This is a genomic window from Adhaeribacter pallidiroseus (genome assembly GCF_003340495.1).
In the GTDB taxonomy this organism is placed as follows: Bacteria; Bacteroidota; Bacteroidia; order Cytophagales; family Hymenobacteraceae; genus Adhaeribacter; species Adhaeribacter pallidiroseus.
In genome coordinates, this window is sequence record NZ_QASA01000001.1 from 2,568,255 (window position 1) to 2,591,975 (window position 23,721).

A 23,721-nucleotide genomic window follows, 5' to 3' on the forward strand; every position below is an offset into this window, starting at 1 on the left:
CCTTTAAGTCTATTTTACTTTTCCATTGTATTCAATAATTGTTCCAAACTGTACTCATCCGGTATAAGCACATCGCGGGCTTTGCTACCCTCAAATGGCCCTACTACGCCAGCTGCTTCCAATTGATCAATTAACCGTCCGGCCCGGTTATAACCTAATTTTAAACGGCGTTGCAGCAAAGAGGTACTCCCTTGCTGATGCGTTACAATAATGCGGGCGGCTTCTTCAAATAAGGAATCGCGGGTACTGGGGTCAAAGTCGGCTTTATCGTTGCCGCTATCGTCGCCAATAAATTCCGGTAATAAATAAGCATCATTATAACCCTGCTGGTCCCCGATAAAATCACATATCCGGTCTACTTCCGGCGTATCCACAAAAGCACATTGCAAGCGAATTAAATCCGATCCTACCGAAAACAACATATCACCCTGACCAACCAACTGCTCCGCTCCACCGGTGTCTAGAATAGTGCGGGAATCTATTTTGGAAGTAACTTTAAAGGAAATCCGGCACGGGAAGTTCGCCTTAATAATACCCGTAATAACGTTAACCGAAGGCCGCTGGGTAGCTACCACCAGATGAATACCAATGGCCCGGGCTAACTGGGCTAAACGGGCAATGGGCGTTTCTACTTCTTTACCGGCCGTCATCATTAAGTCGGCTAACTCATCAATCACCAGCACGATAAAGGGCATAAACCGGTGGCCTTTTTTCGGATTCAACCGCCGTTCCACAAACTTTTGATTATACTCTTTTAAGTTCCGGCAACCGGCATCTTTCAGCAAATCGTAGCGCATGTCCATTTCCATGCACAACGAGTTGAGCGTATTAATTACTTTTTTGGTATCGGTGATTATCGGCTCATCGCTGTCCGGAAGTTTAGCCAAAAAATGCCGCTCAATCTTATTAAACAACGATAGCTCCACTTTTTTCGGATCAACGAGCACAAATTTAAGTTGACTGGGGTGCTTTTTGTAAATTAATGACGTTAGGATCGCGTTTAAACCCACCGATTTTCCTTGTCCGGTAGCACCCGCCATCAGCAAGTGCGGCATTTTGGCTAAGTCGGTAATAAAAACTTCGTTGGTGATGGTTTTACCAAAAGCAATGGGCAAATCCATCTCACTTTTTAAAAATTTTTCCGTGGAGAGAATGGACTTAATGGAAACCATTTCTTTTTTCTTGTTCGGTACTTCAATCCCAATGGTTCCTTTGCCCGGAATAGGCGCAATAATCCGAATCCCTAAAGCAGCTAAGCTAAGGGCAATATCATCTTCCAGATTTTTAATTTTGGAAATCCGTACGCCAGCGTCCGGCACAATTTCGTAGAGGGTAACGGTTGGGCCAATGGTAGCTTTTATGCTGGCAATCCCAATCGCATAGTTGGCTAAAGTTTCTACAATTTTGTCTTTGTTGGCTTCCAGCTCTTCTTTGGTTACCTGAATTTTGCCGTGGTTATAATCGTTTAGTAACTCAATATTCGGGTACTGGTAACGCGCCAGGTCCAGGGTTGGATCATAATTTTCCATGTTTTGCCCGACGGGCTCCACGGGAATGTCCGTTATTTTAAAATCGGGAGTAGGGGTTAAAAAAGGAGCAGGCGGCGTTTTTACGGGTTCCTCCTCCGAAAATAAATCTTCGTCATCTAAAAACGCCGGCTCATCATCGTAAGCTGGATCAATATCTAACTGAATTCCTCCGGTTAGCGGTTTGGTAGCTAAATTACTTACAGGTGCCGTTACTGCACTAGTAGCTACCGTAAGTACCGGAGCGCTAGAAACGGTTAGCTCCAGATGACTTTTATCCGAAACCAACCGGTTGTTTACCACCAGCTCCATCTCGGGTTCTTCTTCTTCGAGCAAATCCTCCGCTAGCTCTTCTGATTCAATACCAGCCGTTGGATTGGCATAGTGGTTTAATCCGGAAGATTGTTGCTCATAGGTATCGGCATTATAAGCATTTACGGCGGAGCGGTTATCGGTTACTTTTTCCGGTACGGCAGAAACTACACCTTTTTTACCGGGCAGGCTGGTAATGTTAAAAAAGAAAACAATAAATGTAATCAGTAAAAACGCCAGCAAAAAAGCCGTTCCCAGGCCAATTAGGCTTTCGAACCATAAAGCGGTTTCGTAACCTATGCCGCCGCTTAGGTAAGATAAATCTTCAACCCGGTTTAGGCGCAATACCACATAACCCAGCAACAAACTGCACCAAACCATTGCAAAAACACAAATGGTATAAGTATAGGAAAGGGATACCTGCGTACGGCGGAATAATATTTTATAGCCACTGAAAAAGATGATCGGAATAATAAAAAAAGAGGCCACCCCTACCCATTCATAAATAAAATAATTAGAAACCCAAGCCCCGAATAAACCCAACCAGTTCTCTGATTCTAAACCAGAATTTTTAAGATCACTGGTTTTTAAGGATTCCACCACACTTTGGTCGGCTGGTCCGGTAAATAAATACGACACAAAAGCAATTAACAGGTACAGCGCCGTTAATAGCAAGGTGAAGCCTATCAGCAAATGAAACCGGCGATCCCGCAAAAAGGAAAAATTAAAAAATTTTAATTGGGGGAAAGTCCAGCGGGCTTTTACGGCTTTATCTGGTTTGGGAGAGGTGCTGTTGCGGTTCACCGGCTCATTCATGGCCTTGGGGCTATTCTTAGCCTTCGGCGCATTTCCTGCATCACGTTTAAAAGTATTCGTAGCCATGCTTTTTAGAAACCTCTAATTTACATTTTTATCTTAATCTACCTGAACAAAAATACTTATTCTGTCCGTTACCTTTGGAGAATTGCCTGGTTAATTTTGCGGACTAAGCCCGGCCCCTCGTATATAAAACCGGTATATAACTGTATTAAATCGGCCCCGGCATCGAGCTTTTCCAGCGCATCGGCCGCGGTCATAATCCCGCCAACCCCAATCAGCCGGATGTTTAACGGTAAATTTTGGCGGAGGTATTTGATAATTTCGGTGGAACGTTTGGTAAGCGGTTTACCACTTAAACCCCCGGCTCCCATGGTCGCCACCTGGGCCGAATTAGTAGTTAAATTTTCGCGACTGATGGTGGTATTGGTCGCAATCAGGCCACTTAATTGGGTACTAGTGGCGATCTGAACAATATCATTCAGTTGTTCGGTATTTAAATCGGGTGCTATTTTTAACAGCAAGGGCTTCGGTTTAGCCATGGCTTGGTTCTGGTCCTGCAATTCCGAGAGTAAGTGTTGCAAGGGCTCCTTATCTTGCAATTCGCGTAAATTTGGGGTATTGGGGGAGCTTACGTTCACGACAAAATAATCTACAACATCGTACAAGGCTTTGTAGCAATACAGATAATCCTTTAAAGCTTGGTCATTGGGGGTATTTTTATTTTTACCAATATTCCCCCCGATTATCGTAGTTCCTTTTCGGTTTTTAAGGCGGTGCGCCGCTACTTCTACTCCCCGATTGTTAAAGCCCATGCGATTAATCAGGCCTTGATCCTGGGGTAACCGAAACAAGCGTGGTTTATCATTACCGGGCTGGGGCATGGGCGTTAAGGTGCCAATTTCGATAAAGCCAAAGCCAAAATTTTCAAACTCATCCACTAAACGGGCATCTTTATCAAAGCCAGCCGCCAGACCCACCGGGTTCGGAAACTTTAAACCAAATACTTCTCGTTCTAAACCCGGGTGATCTAACCGAAATAATTTTTTACTCAACTGCGCGGCAAAGGGCAGCCTAAAAGCGGTTTTAATGCCCGGATAAGAAAGATCGTGAATTTGCTCTGGATCTACCTGAAATAACAAAGGACGAATAAGTGGCTTATACATACGGTAAAGGTAAGGCACTCCGGGCAAAAATGTAAGAGCCGATTTTACTTATTCTTGCACCCGTTTTTTAAATTTTTAACAACCATGCTTGATCCACCTGCATCAAAATTCAAAAAATAAGCCAGTGAGAATCGTAATCGTCTTATTTTGGGTGTTTGTTATAACTGGTTGGGGACCGCAAAATCCGGCGGAAAAATTTTACTATGCTATAAGCTGGCAGCAATTTGTGCGTTTGCCGGAAGTAAGTAAACCCATTCCATTGCACAAACCGGACTACGACTTACTAGATGCCGCCATTTTTCAGGTAACGAATAAAATCCGGGAGCAGGAAAAAAAACCTTTGTTCCGGTATTCGCCCATCCTCCACCGAACTGCCACTTTCCACGCCCAGGCCATGATTGATCTGGATTTTTATGATCACTACAATTATAAGCAAATCAGTTACTTTACTCCTTATAAACGCATTACAGCCTTTGGAGGAATGTTTCATTTTACCGCCGAAAACATTGCTCAGTACGATATTATAAATACAGCATTAGAATATTGCCCGGCCCGACAAAAAGACGGTTCTTTTAAATATCTAGATTGCGCTACCAAAAATCCGTACCGGGTATATACTTATATAACTTATGCGGAGGAAGTTGTACATGGGTGGTTGCACTCGCCGCCGCATCGCAAAAATCTATTAGGGACGGAATATCAATTTTTGGGTGCCGCGGCCCGGATTTCTAAAAATCCTTACCAACAGAGAAAAGTACCTTTTGCCCGGTTGGTACAAAACTTTGGCGGGTATGGCTCCCCCCCACCGATTCTACAACCCAATCTCCTAACTCTGGTGAACATTAAATTAAATACAAGCAGCCAGACATCTTATTATGACTTGCCAGAGTTTGTTAAACGGAACAATCGAGGTAAAAATTTAAAAAATCAATACGTAATACTCCTTATACCTGAGTGAAAATTTAAATTAATGGCCAGCCAACATACCAGCGCTAACTCCGCGGGTGAAAATCCTGAATAATCTGTTTTAAATAATCGCGATCCAGGTGCGTGTAAATTTCGGTGGTGGTAATGGATTCGTGGCCCAACATTTCCTGCACGGCCCGTAAATCGGCGCCCCCTTCGATTAGATGCGTGGCGAACGAATGCCGGAAGGTATGCGGACTGATAATTTTATTTAGGCCAATTTTTTGGGCTAACGATTTAATGATAGTAAACACCATCACCCGGGTAAGCCCAGCACCACGCCGGTTTAAGAAAACGAAATCTTCCTGCCCTTTTTTAACCGGAATATGTACCCGAATTTCTTCCAAGTAAATTTTTAAAAATTTAAGGGCATCGCGGCCAATGGGTACTAAGCGCTCTTTGTTGCCTTTTCCGGTTACCCGCAAAAAACCCATATCGGGGTAAACATTACTAATTTTAAGTTCTATTAACTCCGACACCCGTAAACCGGAACTATACAAAGTTTCGAGCATGGCCTTGTTGCGGGCTCCTTCTGGGGTAGATACATCAATTGCTTCAAATAGCTGGGAAATTTCTTCGTAGCTTAAAGTGTCGGGTAGCTTCCGGTTTAACTTGGGCGCCTCAATGGTTTCGGTGGGATCGGCGGAAAGGACATCTTCCATGATTAAAAATTTATAAAAAGCCCGGATACCCGAAAGGGTACGCGCTTGCGAATGCGGCGTCATGCCCAATTCGTTCACCCAACCTAGTAGTCCCTGAACGTGCGCTGATTTCACTTCCAAAGGTCCTACCTTCTCGCCACAGGCTTCCAAAAATTGCTCTAGTTTACTGATATCGCGCAAATAAGCTTCTACGGAGTTTCCCGACAAGGATTTTTCTAACTGCAAGTAGGCTTTAAATTGCTGTAAACCCGTGTTCCAATTCATAGTTATTTTACATAAAAAAACAAATAAGCACCCATTACCCGGAAGTACCAAACTTTACTGCATCGTAATTTTTTTAAATTTTGTTTTAAATCCGACGGATTAGCTTGCATGAAAGCGGTTAATATTTTCAATACCTTTGCAGCAAAAGCACTCGCATCTACCATCATGAAGATTCTAATTTTAAACGGACCAAACTTAAACTTACTGGGCGTTCGGGAAAAATCGGTTTACGGATCCCGTTCGTTTGAGCATTACCTGGAAGAACTGAAAACCGCATTTCCGGACCTGGAACTGGATTATTACCAAAGCAATATTGAAGGAGAATTAATTAATAAGTTACACGAAGTAGGTTTTACTTACAAAGGAATATTACTGAACGCCGGCGCCTATACCCACACGTCCATTGCGATTGCGGATGCTATTGCCGCCATTGAAACACCCGTAATCGAAATACATATCTCTAATGTGTACGCCCGGGAAGAATTCCGGCATCATAGCTACATTAGTAAAAATTGCAAAGGCTGTATCGTGGGTTTTGGCTTGGAAGGTTACCGTTTAGGTTTGGTGTATTTAAATAACTTTAAACCCAAGAAGTTAGGCTTTGAATTTAAAAATGCCTGATTTTGAGCATGCAATAATATTTATTTTAATCTCCTCCTTTAAGTTAAATTCACAATGCCCGAACCTACTTTAAATTTTTATCCAGGTCCCTCTAAGGTTTATGACCAAGTGAAGGATTATCTAATTATGGCTTTTGATGAAGGCCTTTTGGGTATCCAGCACCGTAGCGAAAAGTTCGTGGAAATTTCAAAAAACACGGTAGCTTTATTGAAAAAGAAGCTGAATATTCCGCAGGATTACTACGTGTTCTTTGCCTCTTCGGCTACCGAGTGCTGGGAAATTCTCACCCAGAGCTTAGTGAAACGGAAAAGCTTTCATATTTACAACGGCGCTTTTGGCCAGAAATGGCTGGATTACGCCCGTAAAATCCGGCCCGAGTCTTCGGGTACCGCTTTTGACCTGCAAGCAGAAATAAACGTGGCCGATTTGCAAGTGGCCAGTGATACCGACTTAATTTGTATTACCCAGAACGAAACTTCTAACGGTACTCAAATAAAGGAAAATACCATTTTAAACCTTTTTAACCGTTTTCCCGACCCATTAATTGCGGTAGATGCTACTTCCTCGATGGCGGGCATTAACCTGAAATTTATTAAAGCCGATATTTGGTATGCTTCGGTCCAGAAATGCTTTGGCTTACCCGCCGGGTTAGCAGTAATGGTGTGTTCACCGCGCACCATTTACCGGGCTAAACAAATAAACGAACGCCGGTATTACAACAGCCTGGTTTTGATGTACGAGAAAATGCTCAATTTTCAAACGACATATACTCCCAATGTTTTAAATATATTTTTACTTAATAAAGTACTCGAACAACGACCGCTTATTAAGCAGATTGATAAGGACTTAACCCAACGCGCTCAGCAATTATACGACTTTTTTCAGGAACAAGTAACCAGTAATCTGGGCTTGCTCGTAGAAAACCCGGATGTACGTTCGTACACCGTGCTGGCCGTAAAAGGCGAGCCGAAAATGATTGAAGACGTGAAAAAAAATGCGGCGCGTCAGGGAATTACCTTAGGCAATGGTTACGGGGCCTGGGCCAAAAACACGTTCCGGATAGCTAATTTCCCGGCTATTATGGATGAAGAGTACGGGGTGTTAAAAGACTTTTTTTTAAAATTTTACGCGTAACTTTGCGGCTTCGTTTTTTTTTGCTTCTACGTTCGTCTTTCATGTTTAATTTTAAAGAAATATTATCCGTCACGCTAATCCTGTTTGCCATCATCGATATTATTGGCTCCATTCCCATCATCATTGAGTTGCGGAAACGGGAAGGGGTTATTCATTCAGAAAAAGCTACCTTGGTGGCCGGGGTGCTCATGATCTTGTTTTTGTTTCTGGGCCAGGAAATTCTTAAGCTATTCGGTTTAGATTTTGAATCTTTCGCTTTAGCTGGAGCTATTATTCTTTTTTTAATCGGGATGGAAATGGTGCTGGGCATTCATTTGTTTCAAACCAATCCAAATTCAAAAAGTGGCTCGATTGTGCCTTTGGCTTTTCCTTTGATTGTGGGAGCCGGTACGCTGACTACGCTTTTATCATTAAGAGCGGCTTATTCCTTGCCCAACATTTTGGTAGGCATTGTTCTGAATTTAATTTTTGTGTACACTGTTTTAAAATCCTCGAGCTGGATTGAGCAAAAGTTGGGCGACACCGGTTCCGATATTCTCCGGAAAGTTTTTGGCGTTATCTTATTAGCCATCGCGATCAAACTATTTAAAAGCAACATTCATTTGGGGTGAAGTTGGAAAGTTTAAAAGTTAAAAGGTTAATAAGGCAGAAAATTTAAAAATTTCTTTTCGCCGGCCTTGATTTTATAGCATTGTTTAATTACTAATGTCGATAAAAAACTTAATCCATTTTTAAGAAAAACTTACATTACAAACCTTCAAAAAGTTAAACCTTTTAGCTTTATAACTTTTTAACCTTAAAACTTCAAAACTAACTTGATTCAAATATTTACGGATGGTTCTTCGCGGGGGAACCCAGGACCGGGTGGATACGGTACTATTTTACGGTTTAAGCAGTTTGAGAAAGAACTAACCGCAGGTTTCCGGCGAACCACGAATAACCGCATGGAATTACTCGCCGTGATTGTGGGTTTAGAGGCGCTTAAAACCGAAAACATACCCGTAACTATTTACTCGGATTCGAAATACGTGGTAGATGCCGTAGAAAAGAAATGGGTATTTGGCTGGCAGAAAAAAGGATTTGCCGGTAAAGCCAACGCCGACTTATGGACGCGCTTTTTACCCTTGTACCGGAAGTTTCCGGTTAAATTTGTTTGGCTAAAAGGTCACGCCGGCCACCCGGAAAATGAGCGCTGCGATCAATTAGCCGTAGCCAGTGCTTTAAGCCGTAATTTGCTGATTGACCATTGCTATGAGGCGGCCGAAAAATTATTAAAGTAAAAACTTTATTGGCTAATTCTTATTTCCAATTTAAACAGTTTCGGGTAGAACAAAGCCAATGTGCCATGAAAGTGTGTACCGATTCGTGCTTGTTCGGTGCCTGGGTACCAGTGGAACAAGCCCAGACCATCCTGGACGTTGGAACGGGCACGGGTTTATTAGCGCTCATGGCCGCGCAGCGTTCTTCCGCCCATATCCAAGCCGTTGAAATTGATATTATAGCGGCCGAACAAGCGCATCACAATTTTACCCAAAGTCCGTGGGCCGATCGGCTTGCATTGTTTAGCAATTCTTTGCAGGCCTTTGAACAGGTAAATACCGTCACCTTTGATATTATCATCAGCAATCCACCTTTCTACCAAGCTTCCCAAAAATCGCCGGATCAAGCCCGCAACCGGGCCATGCACACGATGGATCTACCTTTCCCGGATTTGCTGCATTTTTGTCAGAAATTTTTAAATCCTAGTGGCTCCCTTTATCTTTTATTGCCGCCCCATGAAGCCCAGGTAGTAACGGCACTAGCCGCTTCGTACCAACTGTTTCTGATACAAGAATTGCCCGTGTATACCCAAGAAGGCGGTAAACTTTTCCGGCGTATTTTACGCTTTGGCTTTCACGAGCAATTACCGGAATACCTATCTCCTATTTACATCCGCACTCCGGAGAATAATTACACCCAGGCTTTTGAGCAAATATTGCAGCCTTACTACCTTAATTTTTAAAAATTTTCTTCTTGCTCCGTAAATTGAATCCCTATTTTTTCAAGTCGGGCCAGTAATGGCCGGTATAGTTCGGGCAGTACGGGAATGTGAACGCCAGATAAGTTAATCTCATTGGTAAGTAATAATTCGGCGGCAAAAGCCAGGGGCATGCCCACGGTTTGCGCCATGGCCGTGTAAGTAGCATCCTGCCCCGTAAGAACCAAAGCTGATTTTAAGCGCTTCTTTTGGTTATTAAACCCATATTCAAACTCGTGCTGCATGACTACTAAATCTTGATCGGTGGGTTGTAAAGCCAGCCTTTGTACTAAACGTTGTTCCAGAATTTGCGCCGGCGTAGCTTTTTTTAATTTAATTTTTTCGCTCTCCAACAATCCCAAATACCGAATTGCTTCTAACTCCCGACTGTTACCTGGTAATTTTAAATAATGAGCTAAGCGATCAATTGTATCTTGCTTTTTTAGCTGATTGTCCGGTAAATAACTTTCCAGCCATTGGGTGTAAGTAATATTTTCGGAATCCGGAAGTCGGTAGCTATCGTCGGTAAGGCCCAGTTTTATCAATTGATGCCAAGCGGCACAAAATCCTGGCCAGCGCAGCGTCCCGCGGATTAAGGTTGGAATATTTTCTAAACCGTAAGCTTTTTGGTAAGCTAACGAATCCCGGTTGGCATACCCTTCCAACTCACCTAAATCAATCACGTTTATTTGCTCCGTTCGCCGAAATAATTGCGAATACGGAATGTACTTGGGCGTATGGTTATAAAGGTAAGTCGCGGTTCCTTTTCCCGCCAAAACCACATTGCGGGGGTTCCAAGATATTTTGTAATGCCAGGGGTTTGTATCTGATTCCGGGGCCACTAAACCACCGGTATACGACTTAAAAGAAAACAGCTGTCCGCCTTGCTCCCGAATGCGGTCAATAGTGGCCTTGGCCGAAAGATGATCAATGCCGGGATCTAAACCCATTTCCATCAAAAATAATAAACCATGCTCTTTGGCAGCTTCGTGCATCGCCTGGATTTCCGGCGTAACGTACGAAGCGGTTAAAAAATGCCGCTTTATCGCTAAACAAGCTTTGGCTACCGGTAGATGGAAAATTGCCGGTAGCAGGGAGATAACAACGTCGGCTTTTTGTACCTGACTATTTAATTGCGCTTGCTCCTGAATATCAAGGTTTAGGTAAGAAAGAAATGTGGAAGGCAGCCCGCGTGCTGGTAGATGAGCCGTTTGCAAATCCGCTATGGTAACGTGCCAGTTTTGACTAGGTGCCTGGGCTACCAAATAATCAATTAAGTAAACCGAAGAGCGACCTGCCCCGAGTAATAAAATATGCTTCATCGCTTCTATTTACCATTCAATTTAAAGCACCAGAACGAATAACCTACCCTTTTAGAAAAACAAACTTTATTTTAATTTCCATTTTTGTTTATTCATCTTTTTATAAACCACCGGTTATGAGTTATTCCACCTTTACTCGTAAAGTTTAGATTGCATGCATTTTCCTGGTTTTAATTCCAACAAAGCCGAATGCTTATGCAGGTATCTTGAGAAGAAGGCGTATATTTCACGCCATATCTTCCCAAAACATTAGCTTTCATGGCGCGACAGCTTTAACTTACCCTTGATTTTGATATTCTGAAATCTATTGAGGAATTCAGCGGATTGGAGCAAGTTCTAATTTTAAAAGCTTAAAATGCCACGAATTTGGCGTACGCGCCTTACTCCAGTTTTCACGTGGGAGCAGCCATTTTGCTCAACGACAACACCATCCATACCGGCAACAATCAGGAAAATGCTGTTTTTCCATCGGGTTTATGCGCCGAACGAACCGCCTTGTTCGGGTTAATGGCGCACCATCCGCCAATGAAAATTATAGCAATAGCCGTAACTGCCCGTAGAATTAACATTGGTGCTACTCCCGGCGGCGCTTGCCGCCAGGTTATAGCCGAATACGAAAATCGGCAGAATGCATCTATCCCGGTGCTTATTCAGGTAGGACCCGAAACCTTTTACCGGTGCCAATCGGTGCAGGATTTGTTACCCTTGCAGTTTTCCCAGGAGCGATTTAAGCAAATTTTTTAAATTTTGAGGCCGTTTACGACTATTAAATAACTATTCCCCAGATTTTTCCCACATTCCCGTCATTACAATTTCCAGGCAGTTCCTATCCGGGTCGCGAAAGTATAACGATAAAAATCCGTTACCCCAATCATGCTCTTGTTCTATCAAAATGGCCTGTTCTTGTAGCTTGGCTTTCCATTTTGGGTACTCGGTAGGCGATGTTTCAAAAGCCAGATGCAGTTGCCCGGCACCAAAATGCGGCGGTACTTCCGTTGATTGCTTTGCTGCCTCCGCAATAAAACAAAGCAGTACCGAGCTTCCCGCCCGTAAAAACAAATGCCGGTTCGGAACTTCGCTGATAATGGGTAAACCTAACCGGGAATGGTAAAAAGCTTTGCTCTGCTCTAAATCCGACACATAGAGGCAAGTTTCTTTAATTTTGGCAAACTCCATGTGCTAATAGGTTATCGTTTTGGGCTGATAAAACGCTGTAGTTACTACATTAGAACATATAGCAGCTAATCCAGGCTAAAAATTTAAAAAATTAAGTTTTTTTTACCGTAGTGGCACTGGCTTGAGCAGTTGGTAAGATCAGGATTTCGGCCAGATTCACGTGGGCCGGCCGGGTTACCATAAAAACAATCAGATCAGCAATATCTTGGGCCACTAAAGGCTGATATCCTTTATACACCGTTTCGGCGCGCTCTTTATCGCCTTTAAACCGTACTTCCGAAAACTCGGTTTGCACCAAACCCGGGTTTACTTCTGATACTTTAATCCCTTCTTTATTTAAATCGAGGCGCATGCCTTGGGTCAGGGCATCTACCGCAAACTTCGAAGCGCAATATACATTGCCGTTCGCGTACACTTCTTTACCCGCTACCGAGCCTATATTAATTATATGGCCCGACTGACGGCTGATCATCAAAGGAATAATTTCTTTAGAAACGTACAATAAGCCTTTCACATTTATATCCAGCATCATTTCCCAATCCAATTCATCCCCGTCCTGAATTGGTCCCATGCCGTGGGCGTTACCCGCATTGTTCAGTAATACATCAATTTGCTGCCACTCGGGAGGCAAACTGGCGATGGCGCTTTTAACCGCTTGTTTATCCCGTACATCGAACTGCAAGGGCAAGATCGGCTGCGTAATTTCCTGCTGCAGGGCTTCAAGGCGGTCCGCCCGGCGGCCGGTAGCAATAATTCGGTAACCTACTTGCGCCAAGGCCACTGCCGTAGCCCAACCAATTCCCGAAGTAGCTCCTGTTATAAAGGCAATTTTATTCATCGTATTTAGTCCGTAGTCTACGGAGAATAGTTTATAGTCGTTAATATTTAGATTTGGCTTGATTTAAATACAGCAGCCCGATAACAAGCTCTTCATTTAAGAATTCCTAATTTTCAAAAAACAAGTACAAGGTAACGGTATTGGTAGTAACCCGGTCCAGGCTTTTAGCTCCTAAACTACGGCCCGGGGAGCGCAGGTTCGTTAACCCATTGGAAAACCGAATTTCGGGCGCAAATTTAAAAAACGGGTAAAATAAATCGACGCCTACGCCGTACTCCAGGGCAAAATCGTTCGCGTTTATTTCTAAAGCCGTTACGGCATCGCCCTTCTTCTTGTTACCAACGTTCACGGTGGCTTTGGCCCCGCCTACCACGTACATGCGCACGTTTTTGCGCCGCTCCGATTTTAATTTTACCAGCAACGGAAATTCCGCCGAAGTAAGGCCAAATTCCTGGGTACTTTCTACTCCTTCAAAATCCTTGTAAGTTAAAGTGCGCGAGTAAAAACCAACGCCGGGTAAAAAACGCAAATCTACGTAATCGGTTATTTTTTTATTTAAAACAAAACCAATGTTAAAGCCCGGTGTGCCTTTCGAAAATATCGTACTGCCATCGGAGGTATATACGGTATCTTGGTAGTACTGCGAATGCTCGAGCTTAAACTTGGCTACATTCAAGCTCAGATGAAAACCATAATGCATGGATTTATCGTCGTGGTTCGATAAGTTTATTTTTTTAATTTTATACTGCGCCTGTACGGTTTGAGAGTTAAAAGCCAAATATAAAATTAAAAAAATAATAGTTATTTGGTGCCTACGTAAATAGAGCTGATGCCAAAGGTAAGAGGATGCCATGCTGTAAATTTAAATCCGACTTGGGTTAAAATGGTGGTAAAATCCGGGCCGTCCGGAAAAGCTTGCACCGATTCGGGCAAATACGTGTAAGCCGCCCGATCTTTGGAAATAAGCTTGCCGAATACCGGTAATATGTGTTTAAAGTAAAAGTTATAACCTTGTTTAAAGGGAAAGGCTTTCGGTTTTGAAAACTCCAGAATAACGACTTGCCCGCCTGGTTTGAGCACCCGGTACATTTCGGCTAAACCTTTTTCCAGGTTTTCAAAATTACGGACCCCAAATGCCGCCATTACCGCATCAAACTGGTTGGCTTCAAATTCCAGATTTTCCGAATCACCGGTTTTGAGTTCGATGACATGGCTAAGCTGTTTTTTCTGTAACTTCTCGCGGCCTACGGCCAGCATGCCCTCCGAAATATCCACTCCAACTACTTTGCGCGGTTTTAGGCGCATGGCTTCAATGGCAAAATCGCCGGTGCCGGTGGCAATATCCAGGATTAGTTGGGGTTTATTTCGGGCCACCAGATCTATAGCTTTTTTACGCCAGTAAATATCTACTCCGGCACTTAAAAAATGATTGAGAAAATCATACTTACCCGCTATGCTGTTAAACATGTGGGCTACCTGCGATTTTTTGTCATCTGGGGTATCTTTATAAGGAACTACGGCCATATCATGCATTTACATCCGGTGGCAAAAGTACAATGGATTACCAGTAATACGTAGCTTTTATAAAAAAATAGGCTAAACCAAAGTCTAGCCTTTTAAACGCAGGTAAGCGCATTAAATTACAATCGCTTCTTTTTTATTTTAGGTCGCGGATGCTTGAAAATTTAAAAAAATTGCCGGACAACAATGCTAACCACCCGGTAAAAGAAATTAACTTACTTTTTAACGGAAGTATCTCCGGAATTTTTGTCTTTCGCTAAAGAAAACGCAGGGCTCAATACTACATTTTCAGCTACAGTGGCGGGCACTTCATACTCCTGGGTATCCCTAATTTTTCCGTTTTGCGAAATAGTTACCTGATACGTTCGACCCGATTGTACCTGCAATTTAAACTGACCTTCCTTGGAGGCGGTAGCCCAATAGTGCAGCGCCTTATTGTTTTTAGGTTGGCTACTAAAATTTACCACCAGCTCAACCGGGGCTTTTTCATTTTCCTGATACATTACCTGCCCCTGAATGATTACTTCCTTGCTTAAATCAATGGACCAGATGTCTTTCTCGCCGTAACCACCCATGCGGTACGAAGAAAGATAGGCGGTAGTGCCATCGGCGTTCAGGCGAAAATAGGTATCATCATCGGGAGAATTAATAGGATAGCCCATATTCTCTGGGTTTGACCAAGTTTGGGTTATAGTATCTAAATGCGAAACGAATACATCGTAACCACCCATGGTATTATGGCCCCGGGAAGTAAAATACAAGGTCTTTCCATCCGGAGCTAAAAATGGACTGTCTTCATCGAAAGCGGTATTCAGGTTTTTACCTAAGCTTTGCGGTTTACCCCATTCTCCCTGAGTTGTTTTATGAGCAACGTACAAATCCTTATCACCTTTTTTTGATAAATGGGTGGTAGCAAAATAGATGGTATTTTCATCCGGGGTAATAAATGCATCGCTTTCGTAATCTTTCGTATTAATAACACCATTCATTTTTACAGGTAAACTCCAATCGGTATTTTTTTTAGCAGACACATAAAAATCGCCGTTTTGTGTTTGCCGGTACAGCAGTAACTTTGTGTCGTTAGCAAATAATTGAATTGAAGCATCGTGCCCTTTGCTGTTCAGGTGCAAACTCAACGAATGCGGTTCCGACCAATTATCACTGTCCAGATGTACAGCCTCCACAATTTCTTCAAAGTACTCTCCGTCGGCGTTTACTTTGCCTGGGGCCGCGGAGTGACCGCGAGTAGTATAGAGCATAACTTTATCATCCCGGGAAATTACGGGGCTATGTTCGGAATAAGCAGAGTTAATGGTAGGCCCCAAATTGCGAACAAACAAATCTTGGGGGTGCTGCACCATTTTCTGGGCGTTACGGCTTTGTTCTATTAGTACAGTCATTTCCTGGCGGGCCGCTGCCTTTTTTGGCAGTGTATGGGCGTATAACCCGTAATGTTCCACGGCATCGTCGAAGCGGTAATTCACATGATCTACCCGGCCTAGCCAGTACTCTATATCCGGAGCAATATGGGGTTTTAAACGTTGCGCTTTGTACAAATAATCGCTGGCCCGGTCTTTATCGTAAGCTAAATAACTTACTCCCGCCCGAAACAAGACCCATGCATTCTCATTATCTTCGTTCAAAATTTGTTCGTAGTACGGAATAGCAGCGCGGTAATTTTCTACTTGAAAGAACTGGTCGGCTTTTTTTAAAAAATTTCGCCGGGTTTGCCCCTGTACCGGATCACTCAGTAACCAGATTGTTGCTATGAGTAAGAGAGACAGAGTTCTGGTAAAGGTGAGCGTCATGCTGATGCAATAAAGATATTGGTAGTTGTTTATTTACTTAGTGAAATAATTTTTAAAAATCAAGAATATTCCTGCTTTCTAAAATTTTACAGCAACGTTTATATTCTTGAATATATTATATTTAAATCAAACATTGTTTAATAGGTAGATTGTAGCTTATATTAAGTTTAAAAGTAGAAAAAATCTGTTTCAACAACAATAGGAATGAATTTTCATTGCAATTTGTTATACAAGCAAGAAAATTCTTATAGGCAACAATACAAAATTTATCCTACATTCCGGCCATTATCTATCTATTAGGCTAATCGCTATGATCTAAAGTGTATTTCGCAAGCAGTACCTGCTCCCGCATAGCCTTTACTAATAGCATCACCGGCTTTGCCCGAACTTTCGTTATATTTGCGGCCCTACTTTTTTAAATTTCGTAAGAACGGGGACCAGAATGAACCAGCCGATAAACCAGAATAGCATGATTATAAAAGAAGCTAAATTTGTAAGCAGTAATACAGAGGTAGCTAAATGCCCGGAAACCACTTTACCGGAGTACGCTTTTATCGGCCGGTCTAACGTTGGTAAATCTTCCTTAATTAACATGCTTACCGAGCGGAGTAAGTTAGCTAAAACCTCGTCCTTGCCCGGCAAAACGCAGTTAATTAATCATTTTATCATTAACGACACCTGGTATTTAGTAGATCTACCCGGCTACGGCTGGGCCCGGGTGAGCCAAACCTCCCGCGAAAAATGGTCGAAGATGGTAAAAGCTTACCTGCGTAACCGCAGCAATCTGGCCTGCGTGTTTTTATTAATTGATTCCCGGCTGGAACCGCAAAAAACGGATTTGGAATTTATTCAGGTACTCGGGACAATGGGCGTTCCTTTTGTATTGGTTTTTACCAAAACCGATAAACAATCCGGGCAGAAAACGCAAGCCAATATTGCTACTTTTAAAAAGACCCTGCTGCAAACCTGGGAAGAGCTGCCCCGCCTGTTTATTACCTCGGCGGCGGAGAAAAAAGGGCGCGAGGAACTCTTGGAGTTTATCGCGGAAACCAACGATCAACTGCATAAAATTTAACCTGCTTTGGCACTAATTTTGACTTCCCGGACGTTCTTCATTCAACTTTTCAAATAATAAATAAGATGCGTTTAAAATTATCAGTTTTCATTTTAAGTCTGGCTTTCTTTGCCACCGCTAATGCAGCTTTTGCTCAAACTACGGCTCCAGCCCCGGAAGCGCCTAAATCTAAAGTAGGCACCGACAAAGTATTGCCATTTGCCGAATTTTACGAAGGCGGCCAAACGGCCCTGTACGAGTTTATTGGGCAAGAACTAAAATACCCGGCATTAGCCAAACGTAACCGCATTATGGGCCAGGTAATTATTGCGTTCACCATGAACGAAGACGGTACCGTAGCCAACGCGAAAGTTTTAAAAAATATTGGGGGTGGCTGCGGCGACGAAGCGTTGCGCGTGGTAAAATTATTAAAATTTAATGCCCCGGGGTTTGCTTCCAATTACAGCATTCCCATTAACTTTAAGCTTTAATTTAAAATTGAATGTATGCCCGTTAATTTAAAAGATATTGCCTCCATTTCCGGTATGAGCGGTTTGTACCGGATTGTCAGTCCTACCCGTAGTGGCGTTATTATTGAAACGCTGGATGATAAAGCCAGCCGGCAGGTAGCCCAATCGAAACATCGCATTTCGTTGTTGCACGAAATATCTATTTATACCGAAGATGCCGAAGTTACCGTGCCGTTAGCCGATGTATTCGAGCGCATTCGCCAGAAGTATGGGGTAGCAATTCCCGTTAATAGCAAATCCAGTAATAACGAATTGTTTAGCTTTATTCAGGAAATTATTCCGGACTATGACCGTTCGCGGGTGTACGTGTCAGATATTAAAAAACTGGTGAGTTGGTACGCCATTGTAAGCAAGTACGTGCCGTTTACCGAAGCAGAAACAAACCCGGAACCGGCGGCGGAAGAACCGGCCCTCATTGAACCAACAACCGCTGACTCCGAAAGCAAAGAATCTTAAAGTAAAAGTCCTCTTCCATGAGGATTTTTTTTGATAAAAGTTAGCCTTGTTAACTTAAATTTTAAAATTTAATCATTCTACTTCCTTTGTCCGGACAAATGTAACTTGTATGAAAGTATTTAAATTTGGGGGTGCCTCGGTAAAAGACGCGGCGGCTGTGCGAAACGTGGGTGCTATAATGCAAGTACAATCGGTGCCGGCTAATTTTATATTGGTAGTGGTATCGGCCATGGGTAAAACCACTAACGCTTTAGAACAAGTATTTGACAAAGCTTTTTACCAGCAAGATTACCAACCCGCCTTAAGCCAAGTACAAGAATATCATAACCAGATAATCAAAGAATTATTTGCGGAGCAACATCCAGTATACGAACAGGTAGAAGAATTATTTCAGCTATTAACGGAATACCTCCAAACTATAAACCCGGCGGCCTTGTACGATTTGCAATATGATCAGGTGGTAAGTTACGGGGAACTGCTGGCTTCCATTATTTTAAAAAATTACCTGCAAGCAGTAAACCTACCCAGTACCTGGCTGGATTGCCGGCAAGTAATCCGGACAGATCGTATTTGGCGGGAAGCCCGTTTAGACTGGCCAGAAACCGAGACTAAAATAAAAGCCGTAGTAAAGCCGCTCTTGGAGACCACGCACGTAATTACCCAGGGGTTTTTAGGTGGTACCGATGAAGGTTTAACGACTACCTTAGGCCGGGAAGGTTCGGATTACTCGGCGGCTATATTCGCCCATTGCCTCCCCGCCGAGTCGGTTACGATCTGGAAAGATGTAGCGGGTTTATTAAATGCCGACCCGAAATTGTTCCCGGATCCTATATTATACCCGGAAATTTCGTACCAGGAAACCGTAGAAATGGCATATTACGGGGCTAGCGTGATCCATCCCAAAACCATTAAACCGCTTGCGAATAGCCACATTCCGCTTTACGTTAAATCTTTTTTAAATCCAGAGGCTTCGGGTACTATTATTCACGATTGCCAACACGAGAACATTACGCCGGCCTTTATTGTGAAGCCCCACCAATGCTTAATTTCTTTTCAGGAAAAAGATTATGCTTTTATCAACGAAAGCAACCTGAGTACTATATTTGCCGCCCTGGCCCAGTACCGGTTTAAGATAAACCTGATGCAAAATTCGGCAATCTCTTTTTCTATATGCACCGATTACGAAGCAAACCGGCTGGAGATGTTCCGGCAGTCCTTGCAGGATCAGTTTAATATTCACTACAATACCCGTTTAACTTTGTTTACCATTAAGAACTACGACGAGCCCAGCGTAGCGCGTTTAACGCAAAACCAAACTATCTTGCTGGAGCAGCGCTCCCGTACTACTTTTCAGTTTGTGAGTAAAGAGTAGCAGTTGTTGGTTTTTAGTTGTTCGTTGTTCGTTGTTGGTTAATCACTGATCGTTAAATTTAACATTCCTGGTAAACAACTTTATTTATTTTAATTTATGATGAATTCAGGTAAATGTTTAGGGTTAACCGGTGCCGTCGTCTGTGTCTTCACAAACGACTTTAACTACCTTTTTGCGGCGGATAATACGTGATTATTCCTAAAAGAATTTGAATTCGGCTGATGGCTGATACAGGTAGTTTATTTTGATTATACCTCTACCTTTGCTTTTTATTTCTGAGAGAACCGGTATTATTACCAAGAAAACTGGCAAAAAATTTAAAAATTGTAAGCTGAATGACACTTTTACTATACAAGCTGGGAATTCAGTTTTATAATCTTTTGCTCTGGACAAGCGCACCTTTCCACCCGAAAGCGAAACTTTGGGTACATGGCCGAAAGGATTTCTTTACCGGTATGGCCCAAAAAGTATCCGGTAATCAAGCGCCGGTAGTTTGGTTTCATTGTGCTTCGCTCGGCGAATTTGAGCAGGGCCGCCCGGTCATGGAACAGATCAAGCAAGATTATCCGGGGTATAAGATTGCCTTAACTTTTTTCTCTCCATCGGGCTACGAAATAAGAAAAAACTACTCGGGTGCGGATTATATCTTTTACTTGCCCCTGGATACTCCGGCCAACGCGCAGCAATTTATAGCACTGTTAAAGCCAAAACTGGCAATTTTTGTAAAGTACGAATTCTGGTATTATTACTTAGCCGAGTTACACCAACAGCAGATCCCGGTAATTTCCATTGCGGCTATTTTCCGCGAAAATCAATTGTTCTTTCAGCCCTACGGCGCTTTTTACCGGAATATTTTAAAATTATTTACGCACTTGTTTACCCAGGACCCAGAATCGGCTAATTTGCTCTTGACACACGGTATTAAGCAGGTAAGCGTAGCCGGCGACACCCGCTTCGACCGGGTTTTACAAAACGCAAAGGCAGCTAAAGATATACCTATAGTAGAAAAATTTAAAAATAAAGAACCCATTATGGTAATTGGCAGTAGCTGGCTCGCCGATCTGCGTATTTTATTGCCTTTTATTCAGGAAAACCTACATAAGCTCAAGTTTATTATTGCTCCGCACGAAATTAACCAATCGGAGATGAAAGAAATGCTTGTACAATTTTCCGGTAAAGCTACCCGCTACTCCCAAGCCAGTTTGGAAAATGTGCAAGACTACCGGATTTTAATGATTGATAACATTGGTTTACTAGCCTCTTTATACCAGTACGGCTCGTATGCGTACATTGGCGGTGCTTTTGGCAAAGGCTTGCATAACACCCTGGAAGCCGCGGTATTTGGCTTACCTTTGTTTTTTGGTCCGGTTTACACTAAATTCCGGGAAGCCGTGGATTTAGTAAAATTAGGCTGCGCCTTTCCGGTAAAAAATACTGGTGAATTACATCAACAATTCGAACGTATTTTTTCTGACGAGATCGAACAGCAACGTATTACCAAAACGGCCAGTCAGTATGTAATTCAACAGGCTGGCGCTACTTCTAAAATTATGGCGGCTTGCGAACAATGGCTACCGAAAACAGCATGAAAGGTTTAGTAATGAAATCCACGGGTTCGTGGTACTTGGTTCGTACCAGCGATGGCTCCTTGTACCGGTGCCGGCTACGCGGTAAAATTAAGTTAAAAGATTTAAAAGTGAGTAACCCGGTAGCGGTGGGCGATATAGTAGAATTTGATTTAGAAGCAGCCGGGGAAGATACCGGCACCATTCACCAGATTGCCGACCGTGAAAACTACATCATTCGTAAATCAACGCATAAAACCGCGCATTCGCATGTTTTAGCGGCCAACATCGACCGGGCCTTATTGGTAGTTACCTTGGTGTCGCCGCGTACTTCGTTCGGTTTTATCGACCGTTTTTTAATAACCGCCGAAGCTTACGACATTCCGGTAACGATTATTTACAACAAATCGGATTTGTACGATGCCGAAACTGCGCAGTATCAACAGCAAATTTTAAAAATGTACGCGCACATAAATTACCCCGGCATTATTTGTTCTACCGTTTCGGGGCAAGGTATCCCGGAAATTCGAGAATTATTAACGGGTTACAAAATTCTTTTTTCGGGCCATTCCGGGGTTGGGAAATCTACGCTAATTAATCAGCTGGCACCTGGTTTAGCACTAAAAACCACCGAAATTTCGGATTATTCGGATAAAGGAAAACACACCACTACCTACGCCGAAATGTTTGAGCTAGCGCCCGATACGTTTATTATTGATACGCCGGGCATTAAAGAATTAGGATTAGTGGACATAGCAAAAGAAGAACTAGGTTATTACTTTCCAGAAATCCGGGAGCGCTTGAATCAATGTAAATATTACAACTGCCTGCACGTAAACGAGCCAGGTTGTGCCGTATTGCAAGATTTAAAAGCCGGCAAAATATCGCTTACCCGCTACGAGAGTTACCGCGGCATTATGGCCGAAACCGATAATCGACGTTAAAATTTAAAAAAATCTTACTTCACCTTTGATTAACATGACTGTAAAAGGTAAATAAGCTCATCTTGCTCTTCCGAATTAAATATTTTTAAACATATTCTTTTTAATCTGGTTGAGCAAATAACCTGATTGCTTTTAAACAATTCTGTTTTTTTAAATTTTTCACACGAACGATGAATCTAAAAGGAGCTACTATCTTAATTACCGGCGGAACTTTGGGCATTGGTTACGCTACTGCTAAACTATTGGCAGCATGCGGCGCCCAAGTAGCTATAACCGGTCGTAATCCGGAGACGGTTCAAAAAGCGGCCGCCGAAATTGGGGCTTTTGGCATAACAGCCGACGTAGCTAATCCGGAGGATGTAAAACGTACGTATCAGGAGTTTTTGCAGCAGTTTGGGCACTTAGATTGTTTGATTAACAACGCGGGGATTGGAGAGTTTAAAACTATTGATCAGGTTTCTCTGGAAAATTTCCAAAGAGTATACGAAACCAATGTATTTGGAGCGGCCTTTATGGCCAGCGAAGCCGCGCAATTGTTTATGGCCCAGAACCACGGTAATATCATTAACATCGCCTCTACAGCCGGTACAAAGGGTTTTGCGGGCGGATCGGTGTATGCTTCGTCTAAGTTTGCTTTACGCGGCATGACGCAGTGCTGGCAAGCAGAATTACGAAAATTCAACGTCCGCGTCATGCTCATAAATCCCAGCGAGGTTACTACGGCTTTTAATCAACCAGATCGCCAGGAACGATCGGAAGAAGATAAGAAATTACGCGGGCAGGAAATTGCGATGGCCATCAAAGGAGCTTTAGAACTAGATGACCGGGGGTTTATTCCAGAATTAACGGTTTGGGCTACTAATCCATTCTAATAACTTAGGGTTTTAGAATTTTTTTAATTTTTAATCCCCGGCGTCGGGTAGTAACACGCGGTCAATCACATGAATCACCCCATTCGTGGAAACGCCGTCTTTTACTATTATAGTAGCATTGTCTACTTGAATAACTTGTCCGTTATTTTTTATTTGTAATTCGTTGCCGTCGGCGGCTTTTAATACCACTTGGTCTTTTAAGTCAGAAGTTACAATTTTACCGGAAACCAGATGGTGCTTTATTATTTGCAGTTGATCTTCTTTGTTATTTCGTGTAAAAAGTTGTTGCTTGCTTCCGGAATCTAGTTGCTCAAAGGCGGAATCGGTGGGGATGAACAAGGTGAAAGGCCCTCTGCCTTTTAACGTTTTTATTAATTCGGAGCTTTTGAGTAACTTATTAAAACGCTGGATGCTGGTTGGTTCGCTTATATTTTCCAGAATAACGTGGTCCGGTATAATCCAGGACTGGCCTAATTTTACGCCTTGCGTTTGTTTAGCCGCACTATCCGAAATAATGATATCGGATGTTTCGGTGTTAATACCGCTTATTTCCCGGGCTTCTTCCACTTGTTTTTTAGATTGGCAGTTGGTTGCACTGTACATTAACACCAGCAGCCAAATAATAGAGGCCAGACTACCTTGGCTTGTTTTTACAGCATTGTTTCTCATAAAAGGTAGTTACCATTATAAAATTTTTATACCCGAAACATTAATCACGCTCTTTGTTTCTGACCTTGATAATTATGCCTAATTTCGCGGTTCTTAACTAAACGTAAATA

At 42.8% G+C, this 23,721-nt stretch carries 25 protein-coding genes; 14 read left to right on the forward strand and 11 right to left on the reverse strand.

Features of this window, described 5'->3' with window-relative positions:
- Window positions 1-14: 14 nt before the first annotated feature.
- Window positions 15-2,720, reverse strand: coding sequence for an FtsK/SpoIIIE family DNA translocase (locus AHMF7616_RS10165; RefSeq protein ID WP_115372787.1), 2,706 nt, complete (start codon window positions 2,718-2,720; stop codon window positions 15-17).
- Window positions 2,721-2,788: 68 nt separating this feature from the next.
- The gene (locus tag AHMF7616_RS10170; RefSeq protein ID WP_115372788.1) at window positions 2,789-3,820 is read right to left on the reverse strand and encodes a quinone-dependent dihydroorotate dehydrogenase; all 1,032 of its coding nucleotides are present in this window, start codon (window positions 3,818-3,820) and stop codon (window positions 2,789-2,791) included.
- A gap of 124 nt (window positions 3,821-3,944) precedes the next feature.
- On the opposite strand from AHMF7616_RS10170, the gene AHMF7616_RS10175 reads away from it, so the two are divergent.
- Entirely contained in the window at window positions 3,945-4,778 is an 834-nt protein-coding gene (locus AHMF7616_RS10175) for a CAP domain-containing protein (RefSeq protein ID WP_158546132.1), read from the forward strand.
- A 34-nt stretch (window positions 4,779-4,812) separates the two neighbouring features.
- Here AHMF7616_RS10175 and xerD read toward each other — a convergent pair whose 3' ends face one another.
- Together xerD and AHMF7616_RS26365 are read right to left on the reverse strand one after the other, a co-directional pair.
- The gene (xerD, locus tag AHMF7616_RS10180; RefSeq protein ID WP_115372790.1) at window positions 4,813-5,712 is read right to left on the reverse strand and encodes a site-specific tyrosine recombinase XerD; all 900 of its coding nucleotides are present in this window, start codon (window positions 5,710-5,712) and stop codon (window positions 4,813-4,815) included.
- A gap of 2 nt (window positions 5,713-5,714) precedes the next feature.
- Window positions 5,715-5,879, reverse strand: a complete 165-nt coding sequence (locus AHMF7616_RS26365) for a hypothetical protein (RefSeq protein WP_158546133.1) — start codon at window positions 5,877-5,879, stop codon at window positions 5,715-5,717.
- Here AHMF7616_RS26365 and aroQ point away from each other — a divergent pair.
- The 5 genes from aroQ to AHMF7616_RS10205 all read left to right on the forward strand — a co-directional run bounded on the left by aroQ (window position 5,878) and on the right by AHMF7616_RS10205 (window position 9,469).
- Window positions 5,878-6,333: a type II 3-dehydroquinate dehydratase gene (gene aroQ / locus AHMF7616_RS10185; protein WP_115372791.1), complete on the forward strand. Its 456-nt coding sequence runs from the start codon at window positions 5,878-5,880 to the stop codon at window positions 6,331-6,333. The two genes, AHMF7616_RS26365 and aroQ, sit on opposite strands and share 2 nt — an antisense overlap.
- Window positions 6,334-6,387: 54 nt before the next feature.
- A complete protein-coding gene (locus AHMF7616_RS10190) occupies window positions 6,388-7,467 on the forward strand; it encodes an aminotransferase class V-fold PLP-dependent enzyme (RefSeq protein WP_115372792.1) in 1,080 nt (359 codons plus the stop codon).
- Between the two features lie 41 nt (window positions 7,468-7,508).
- Window positions 7,509-8,078 carry a MarC family protein gene (locus AHMF7616_RS10195; protein ID WP_115372793.1) on the forward strand — a complete coding sequence of 190 codons (570 nt, stop codon included), beginning with the start codon at window positions 7,509-7,511 and terminating at the stop codon, window positions 8,076-8,078.
- Window positions 8,079-8,282: 204 nt separating this feature from the next.
- Window positions 8,283-8,747 (forward strand): ribonuclease HI, encoded by a 465-nt coding sequence (rnhA, locus tag AHMF7616_RS10200; RefSeq protein ID WP_115372794.1) that lies wholly within the window; start codon window positions 8,283-8,285, stop codon window positions 8,745-8,747.
- 65 nt (window positions 8,748-8,812) lie between these two features.
- Entirely contained in the window at window positions 8,813-9,469 is a 657-nt protein-coding gene (locus AHMF7616_RS10205; RefSeq protein WP_233507469.1) for a tRNA1(Val) (adenine(37)-N6)-methyltransferase, read from the forward strand.
- Here AHMF7616_RS10205 and AHMF7616_RS10210 read toward each other — a convergent pair.
- Window positions 9,466-10,806, reverse strand: coding sequence for a saccharopine dehydrogenase C-terminal domain-containing protein (locus AHMF7616_RS10210; protein WP_115372796.1), 1,341 nt, complete (start codon window positions 10,804-10,806; stop codon window positions 9,466-9,468). The two genes, AHMF7616_RS10205 and AHMF7616_RS10210, sit on opposite strands and share 4 nt — an antisense overlap.
- Before the next feature lie 366 nt (window positions 10,807-11,172).
- Between AHMF7616_RS10210 and AHMF7616_RS10215 the strand changes: the two genes are divergently transcribed.
- Window positions 11,173-11,550 carry a cytidine deaminase gene (locus tag AHMF7616_RS10215; protein WP_233507471.1) on the forward strand — a complete coding sequence of 126 codons (378 nt, stop codon included), beginning with the start codon at window positions 11,173-11,175 and terminating at the stop codon, window positions 11,548-11,550.
- A gap of 30 nt (window positions 11,551-11,580) precedes the next feature.
- Here AHMF7616_RS10215 and AHMF7616_RS10220 read toward each other — a convergent pair whose 3' ends face one another.
- From AHMF7616_RS10220 to AHMF7616_RS10240, 5 genes are all read right to left on the reverse strand, one after another.
- Window positions 11,581-11,982 (reverse strand): VOC family protein, encoded by a 402-nt coding sequence (locus AHMF7616_RS10220; RefSeq protein WP_115372797.1) that lies wholly within the window; start codon window positions 11,980-11,982, stop codon window positions 11,581-11,583.
- A gap of 91 nt (window positions 11,983-12,073) precedes the next feature.
- Window positions 12,074-12,820, reverse strand: coding sequence for an SDR family NAD(P)-dependent oxidoreductase (locus AHMF7616_RS10225; RefSeq protein WP_115372798.1), 747 nt, complete (start codon window positions 12,818-12,820; stop codon window positions 12,074-12,076).
- A 106-nt stretch (window positions 12,821-12,926) separates the two neighbouring features.
- The gene (gene porT / locus AHMF7616_RS10230) at window positions 12,927-13,673 is read right to left on the reverse strand and encodes a type IX secretion/gliding motility protein PorT/SprT (RefSeq protein ID WP_115372799.1); all 747 of its coding nucleotides are present in this window, start codon (window positions 13,671-13,673) and stop codon (window positions 12,927-12,929) included.
- Window positions 13,622-14,344, reverse strand: coding sequence for a bifunctional demethylmenaquinone methyltransferase/2-methoxy-6-polyprenyl-1,4-benzoquinol methylase UbiE (gene ubiE / locus AHMF7616_RS10235; protein ID WP_115372800.1), 723 nt, complete (start codon window positions 14,342-14,344; stop codon window positions 13,622-13,624). The genes porT and ubiE overlap by 52 nt, the downstream gene beginning before the upstream one ends.
- A 212-nt stretch (window positions 14,345-14,556) precedes the next feature.
- Complete coding sequence (locus tag AHMF7616_RS10240; RefSeq protein ID WP_115372801.1) at window positions 14,557-16,149, reverse strand: PD40 domain-containing protein; 1,593 nt, start codon at window positions 16,147-16,149, stop codon at window positions 14,557-14,559.
- Window positions 16,150-16,618: 469 nt separating this feature from the next.
- Here AHMF7616_RS10240 and yihA point away from each other — a divergent pair, with 469 nt between their 5' ends.
- The 7 genes from yihA to AHMF7616_RS10275 all read left to right on the forward strand — a co-directional run bounded on the left by yihA (window position 16,619) and on the right by AHMF7616_RS10275 (window position 22,942).
- Window positions 16,619-17,224, forward strand: coding sequence for a ribosome biogenesis GTP-binding protein YihA/YsxC (gene yihA / locus AHMF7616_RS10245; protein WP_233507762.1), 606 nt, complete (start codon window positions 16,619-16,621; stop codon window positions 17,222-17,224).
- 65 nt (window positions 17,225-17,289) lie between these two features.
- Complete coding sequence (locus AHMF7616_RS10250) at window positions 17,290-17,694, forward strand: energy transducer TonB (protein WP_115372803.1); 405 nt, start codon at window positions 17,290-17,292, stop codon at window positions 17,692-17,694.
- Between the two features lie 15 nt (window positions 17,695-17,709).
- Entirely contained in the window at window positions 17,710-18,189 is a 480-nt protein-coding gene (locus AHMF7616_RS10255) for a DUF5606 family protein (RefSeq protein ID WP_115372804.1), read from the forward strand.
- A gap of 109 nt (window positions 18,190-18,298) precedes the next feature.
- Window positions 18,299-19,561 carry an aspartate kinase gene (locus AHMF7616_RS10260; RefSeq protein ID WP_115372805.1) on the forward strand — a complete coding sequence of 421 codons (1,263 nt, stop codon included), beginning with the start codon at window positions 18,299-18,301 and terminating at the stop codon, window positions 19,559-19,561.
- A 335-nt stretch (window positions 19,562-19,896) separates the two neighbouring features.
- Window positions 19,897-21,150, forward strand: a complete 1,254-nt coding sequence (locus tag AHMF7616_RS10265) for a 3-deoxy-D-manno-octulosonic acid transferase (protein ID WP_115372806.1) — start codon at window positions 19,897-19,899, stop codon at window positions 21,148-21,150.
- On the forward strand, window positions 21,147-22,070 hold the full coding sequence (rsgA, locus tag AHMF7616_RS10270; protein WP_115375545.1) for a ribosome small subunit-dependent GTPase A: 924 nt from the start codon (window positions 21,147-21,149) through the stop codon (window positions 22,068-22,070). The genes AHMF7616_RS10265 and rsgA overlap by 4 nt, the downstream gene beginning before the upstream one ends.
- Before the next feature lie 170 nt (window positions 22,071-22,240).
- Window positions 22,241-22,942 (forward strand): SDR family oxidoreductase, encoded by a 702-nt coding sequence (locus AHMF7616_RS10275; protein ID WP_115372807.1) that lies wholly within the window; start codon window positions 22,241-22,243, stop codon window positions 22,940-22,942.
- Between the two features lie 30 nt (window positions 22,943-22,972).
- Here AHMF7616_RS10275 and AHMF7616_RS10280 read toward each other — a convergent pair whose 3' ends face one another.
- Window positions 22,973-23,611: a fasciclin domain-containing protein gene (locus AHMF7616_RS10280; protein WP_115372808.1), complete on the reverse strand. Its 639-nt coding sequence runs from the start codon at window positions 23,609-23,611 to the stop codon at window positions 22,973-22,975.
- Window positions 23,612-23,721: the final 110 nt, after the last annotated feature.

Coding starts and splice junctions, on each gene's coding strand:
- AHMF7616_RS10165 (WP_115372787.1), bottom strand. CDS start 2,720: ATGGCTACGAATACTTTTAAACGTGATGCAGGAAATGCGCCGAAGGCT.
- AHMF7616_RS10170 (WP_115372788.1), bottom strand. CDS start 3,820: ATGTATAAGCCACTTATTCGTCCTTTGTTATTTCAGGTAGATCCAGAG.
- xerD (WP_115372790.1), bottom strand. CDS start 5,712: ATGAATTGGAACACGGGTTTACAGCAATTTAAAGCCTACTTGCAGTTA.
- aroQ (WP_115372791.1), top strand. CDS start 5,878: ATGAAGATTCTAATTTTAAACGGACCAAACTTAAACTTACTGGGCGTT.
- AHMF7616_RS26365 (WP_158546133.1), bottom strand. CDS start 5,879: ATGATGGTAGATGCGAGTGCTTTTGCTGCAAAGGTATTGAAAATATTA.
- AHMF7616_RS10190 (WP_115372792.1), top strand. CDS start 6,388: ATGCCCGAACCTACTTTAAATTTTTATCCAGGTCCCTCTAAGGTTTAT.
- AHMF7616_RS10195 (WP_115372793.1), top strand. CDS start 7,509: ATGTTTAATTTTAAAGAAATATTATCCGTCACGCTAATCCTGTTTGCC.
- AHMF7616_RS10205 (WP_233507469.1), top strand. CDS start 8,813: ATGAAAGTGTGTACCGATTCGTGCTTGTTCGGTGCCTGGGTACCAGTG.
- AHMF7616_RS10210 (WP_115372796.1), bottom strand. CDS start 10,806: ATGAAGCATATTTTATTACTCGGGGCAGGTCGCTCTTCGGTTTACTTA.
- AHMF7616_RS10220 (WP_115372797.1), bottom strand. CDS start 11,982: ATGGAGTTTGCCAAAATTAAAGAAACTTGCCTCTATGTGTCGGATTTA.
- AHMF7616_RS10225 (WP_115372798.1), bottom strand. CDS start 12,820: ATGAATAAAATTGCCTTTATAACAGGAGCTACTTCGGGAATTGGTTGG.
- porT (WP_115372799.1), bottom strand. CDS start 13,673: ATGGCATCCTCTTACCTTTGGCATCAGCTCTATTTACGTAGGCACCAA.
- ubiE (WP_115372800.1), bottom strand. CDS start 14,344: ATGGCCGTAGTTCCTTATAAAGATACCCCAGATGACAAAAAATCGCAG.
- AHMF7616_RS10240 (WP_115372801.1), bottom strand. CDS start 16,149: ATGACGCTCACCTTTACCAGAACTCTGTCTCTCTTACTCATAGCAACA.
- yihA (WP_233507762.1), top strand. CDS start 16,619: ATGATTATAAAAGAAGCTAAATTTGTAAGCAGTAATACAGAGGTAGCT.
- AHMF7616_RS10250 (WP_115372803.1), top strand. CDS start 17,290: ATGCGTTTAAAATTATCAGTTTTCATTTTAAGTCTGGCTTTCTTTGCC.
- AHMF7616_RS10255 (WP_115372804.1), top strand. CDS start 17,710: ATGCCCGTTAATTTAAAAGATATTGCCTCCATTTCCGGTATGAGCGGT.
- AHMF7616_RS10260 (WP_115372805.1), top strand. CDS start 18,299: ATGAAAGTATTTAAATTTGGGGGTGCCTCGGTAAAAGACGCGGCGGCT.
- AHMF7616_RS10265 (WP_115372806.1), top strand. CDS start 19,897: ATGACACTTTTACTATACAAGCTGGGAATTCAGTTTTATAATCTTTTG.
- rsgA (WP_115375545.1), top strand. CDS start 21,147: ATGAAAGGTTTAGTAATGAAATCCACGGGTTCGTGGTACTTGGTTCGT.
- AHMF7616_RS10275 (WP_115372807.1), top strand. CDS start 22,241: ATGAATCTAAAAGGAGCTACTATCTTAATTACCGGCGGAACTTTGGGC.
- AHMF7616_RS10280 (WP_115372808.1), bottom strand. CDS start 23,611: ATGAGAAACAATGCTGTAAAAACAAGCCAAGGTAGTCTGGCCTCTATT.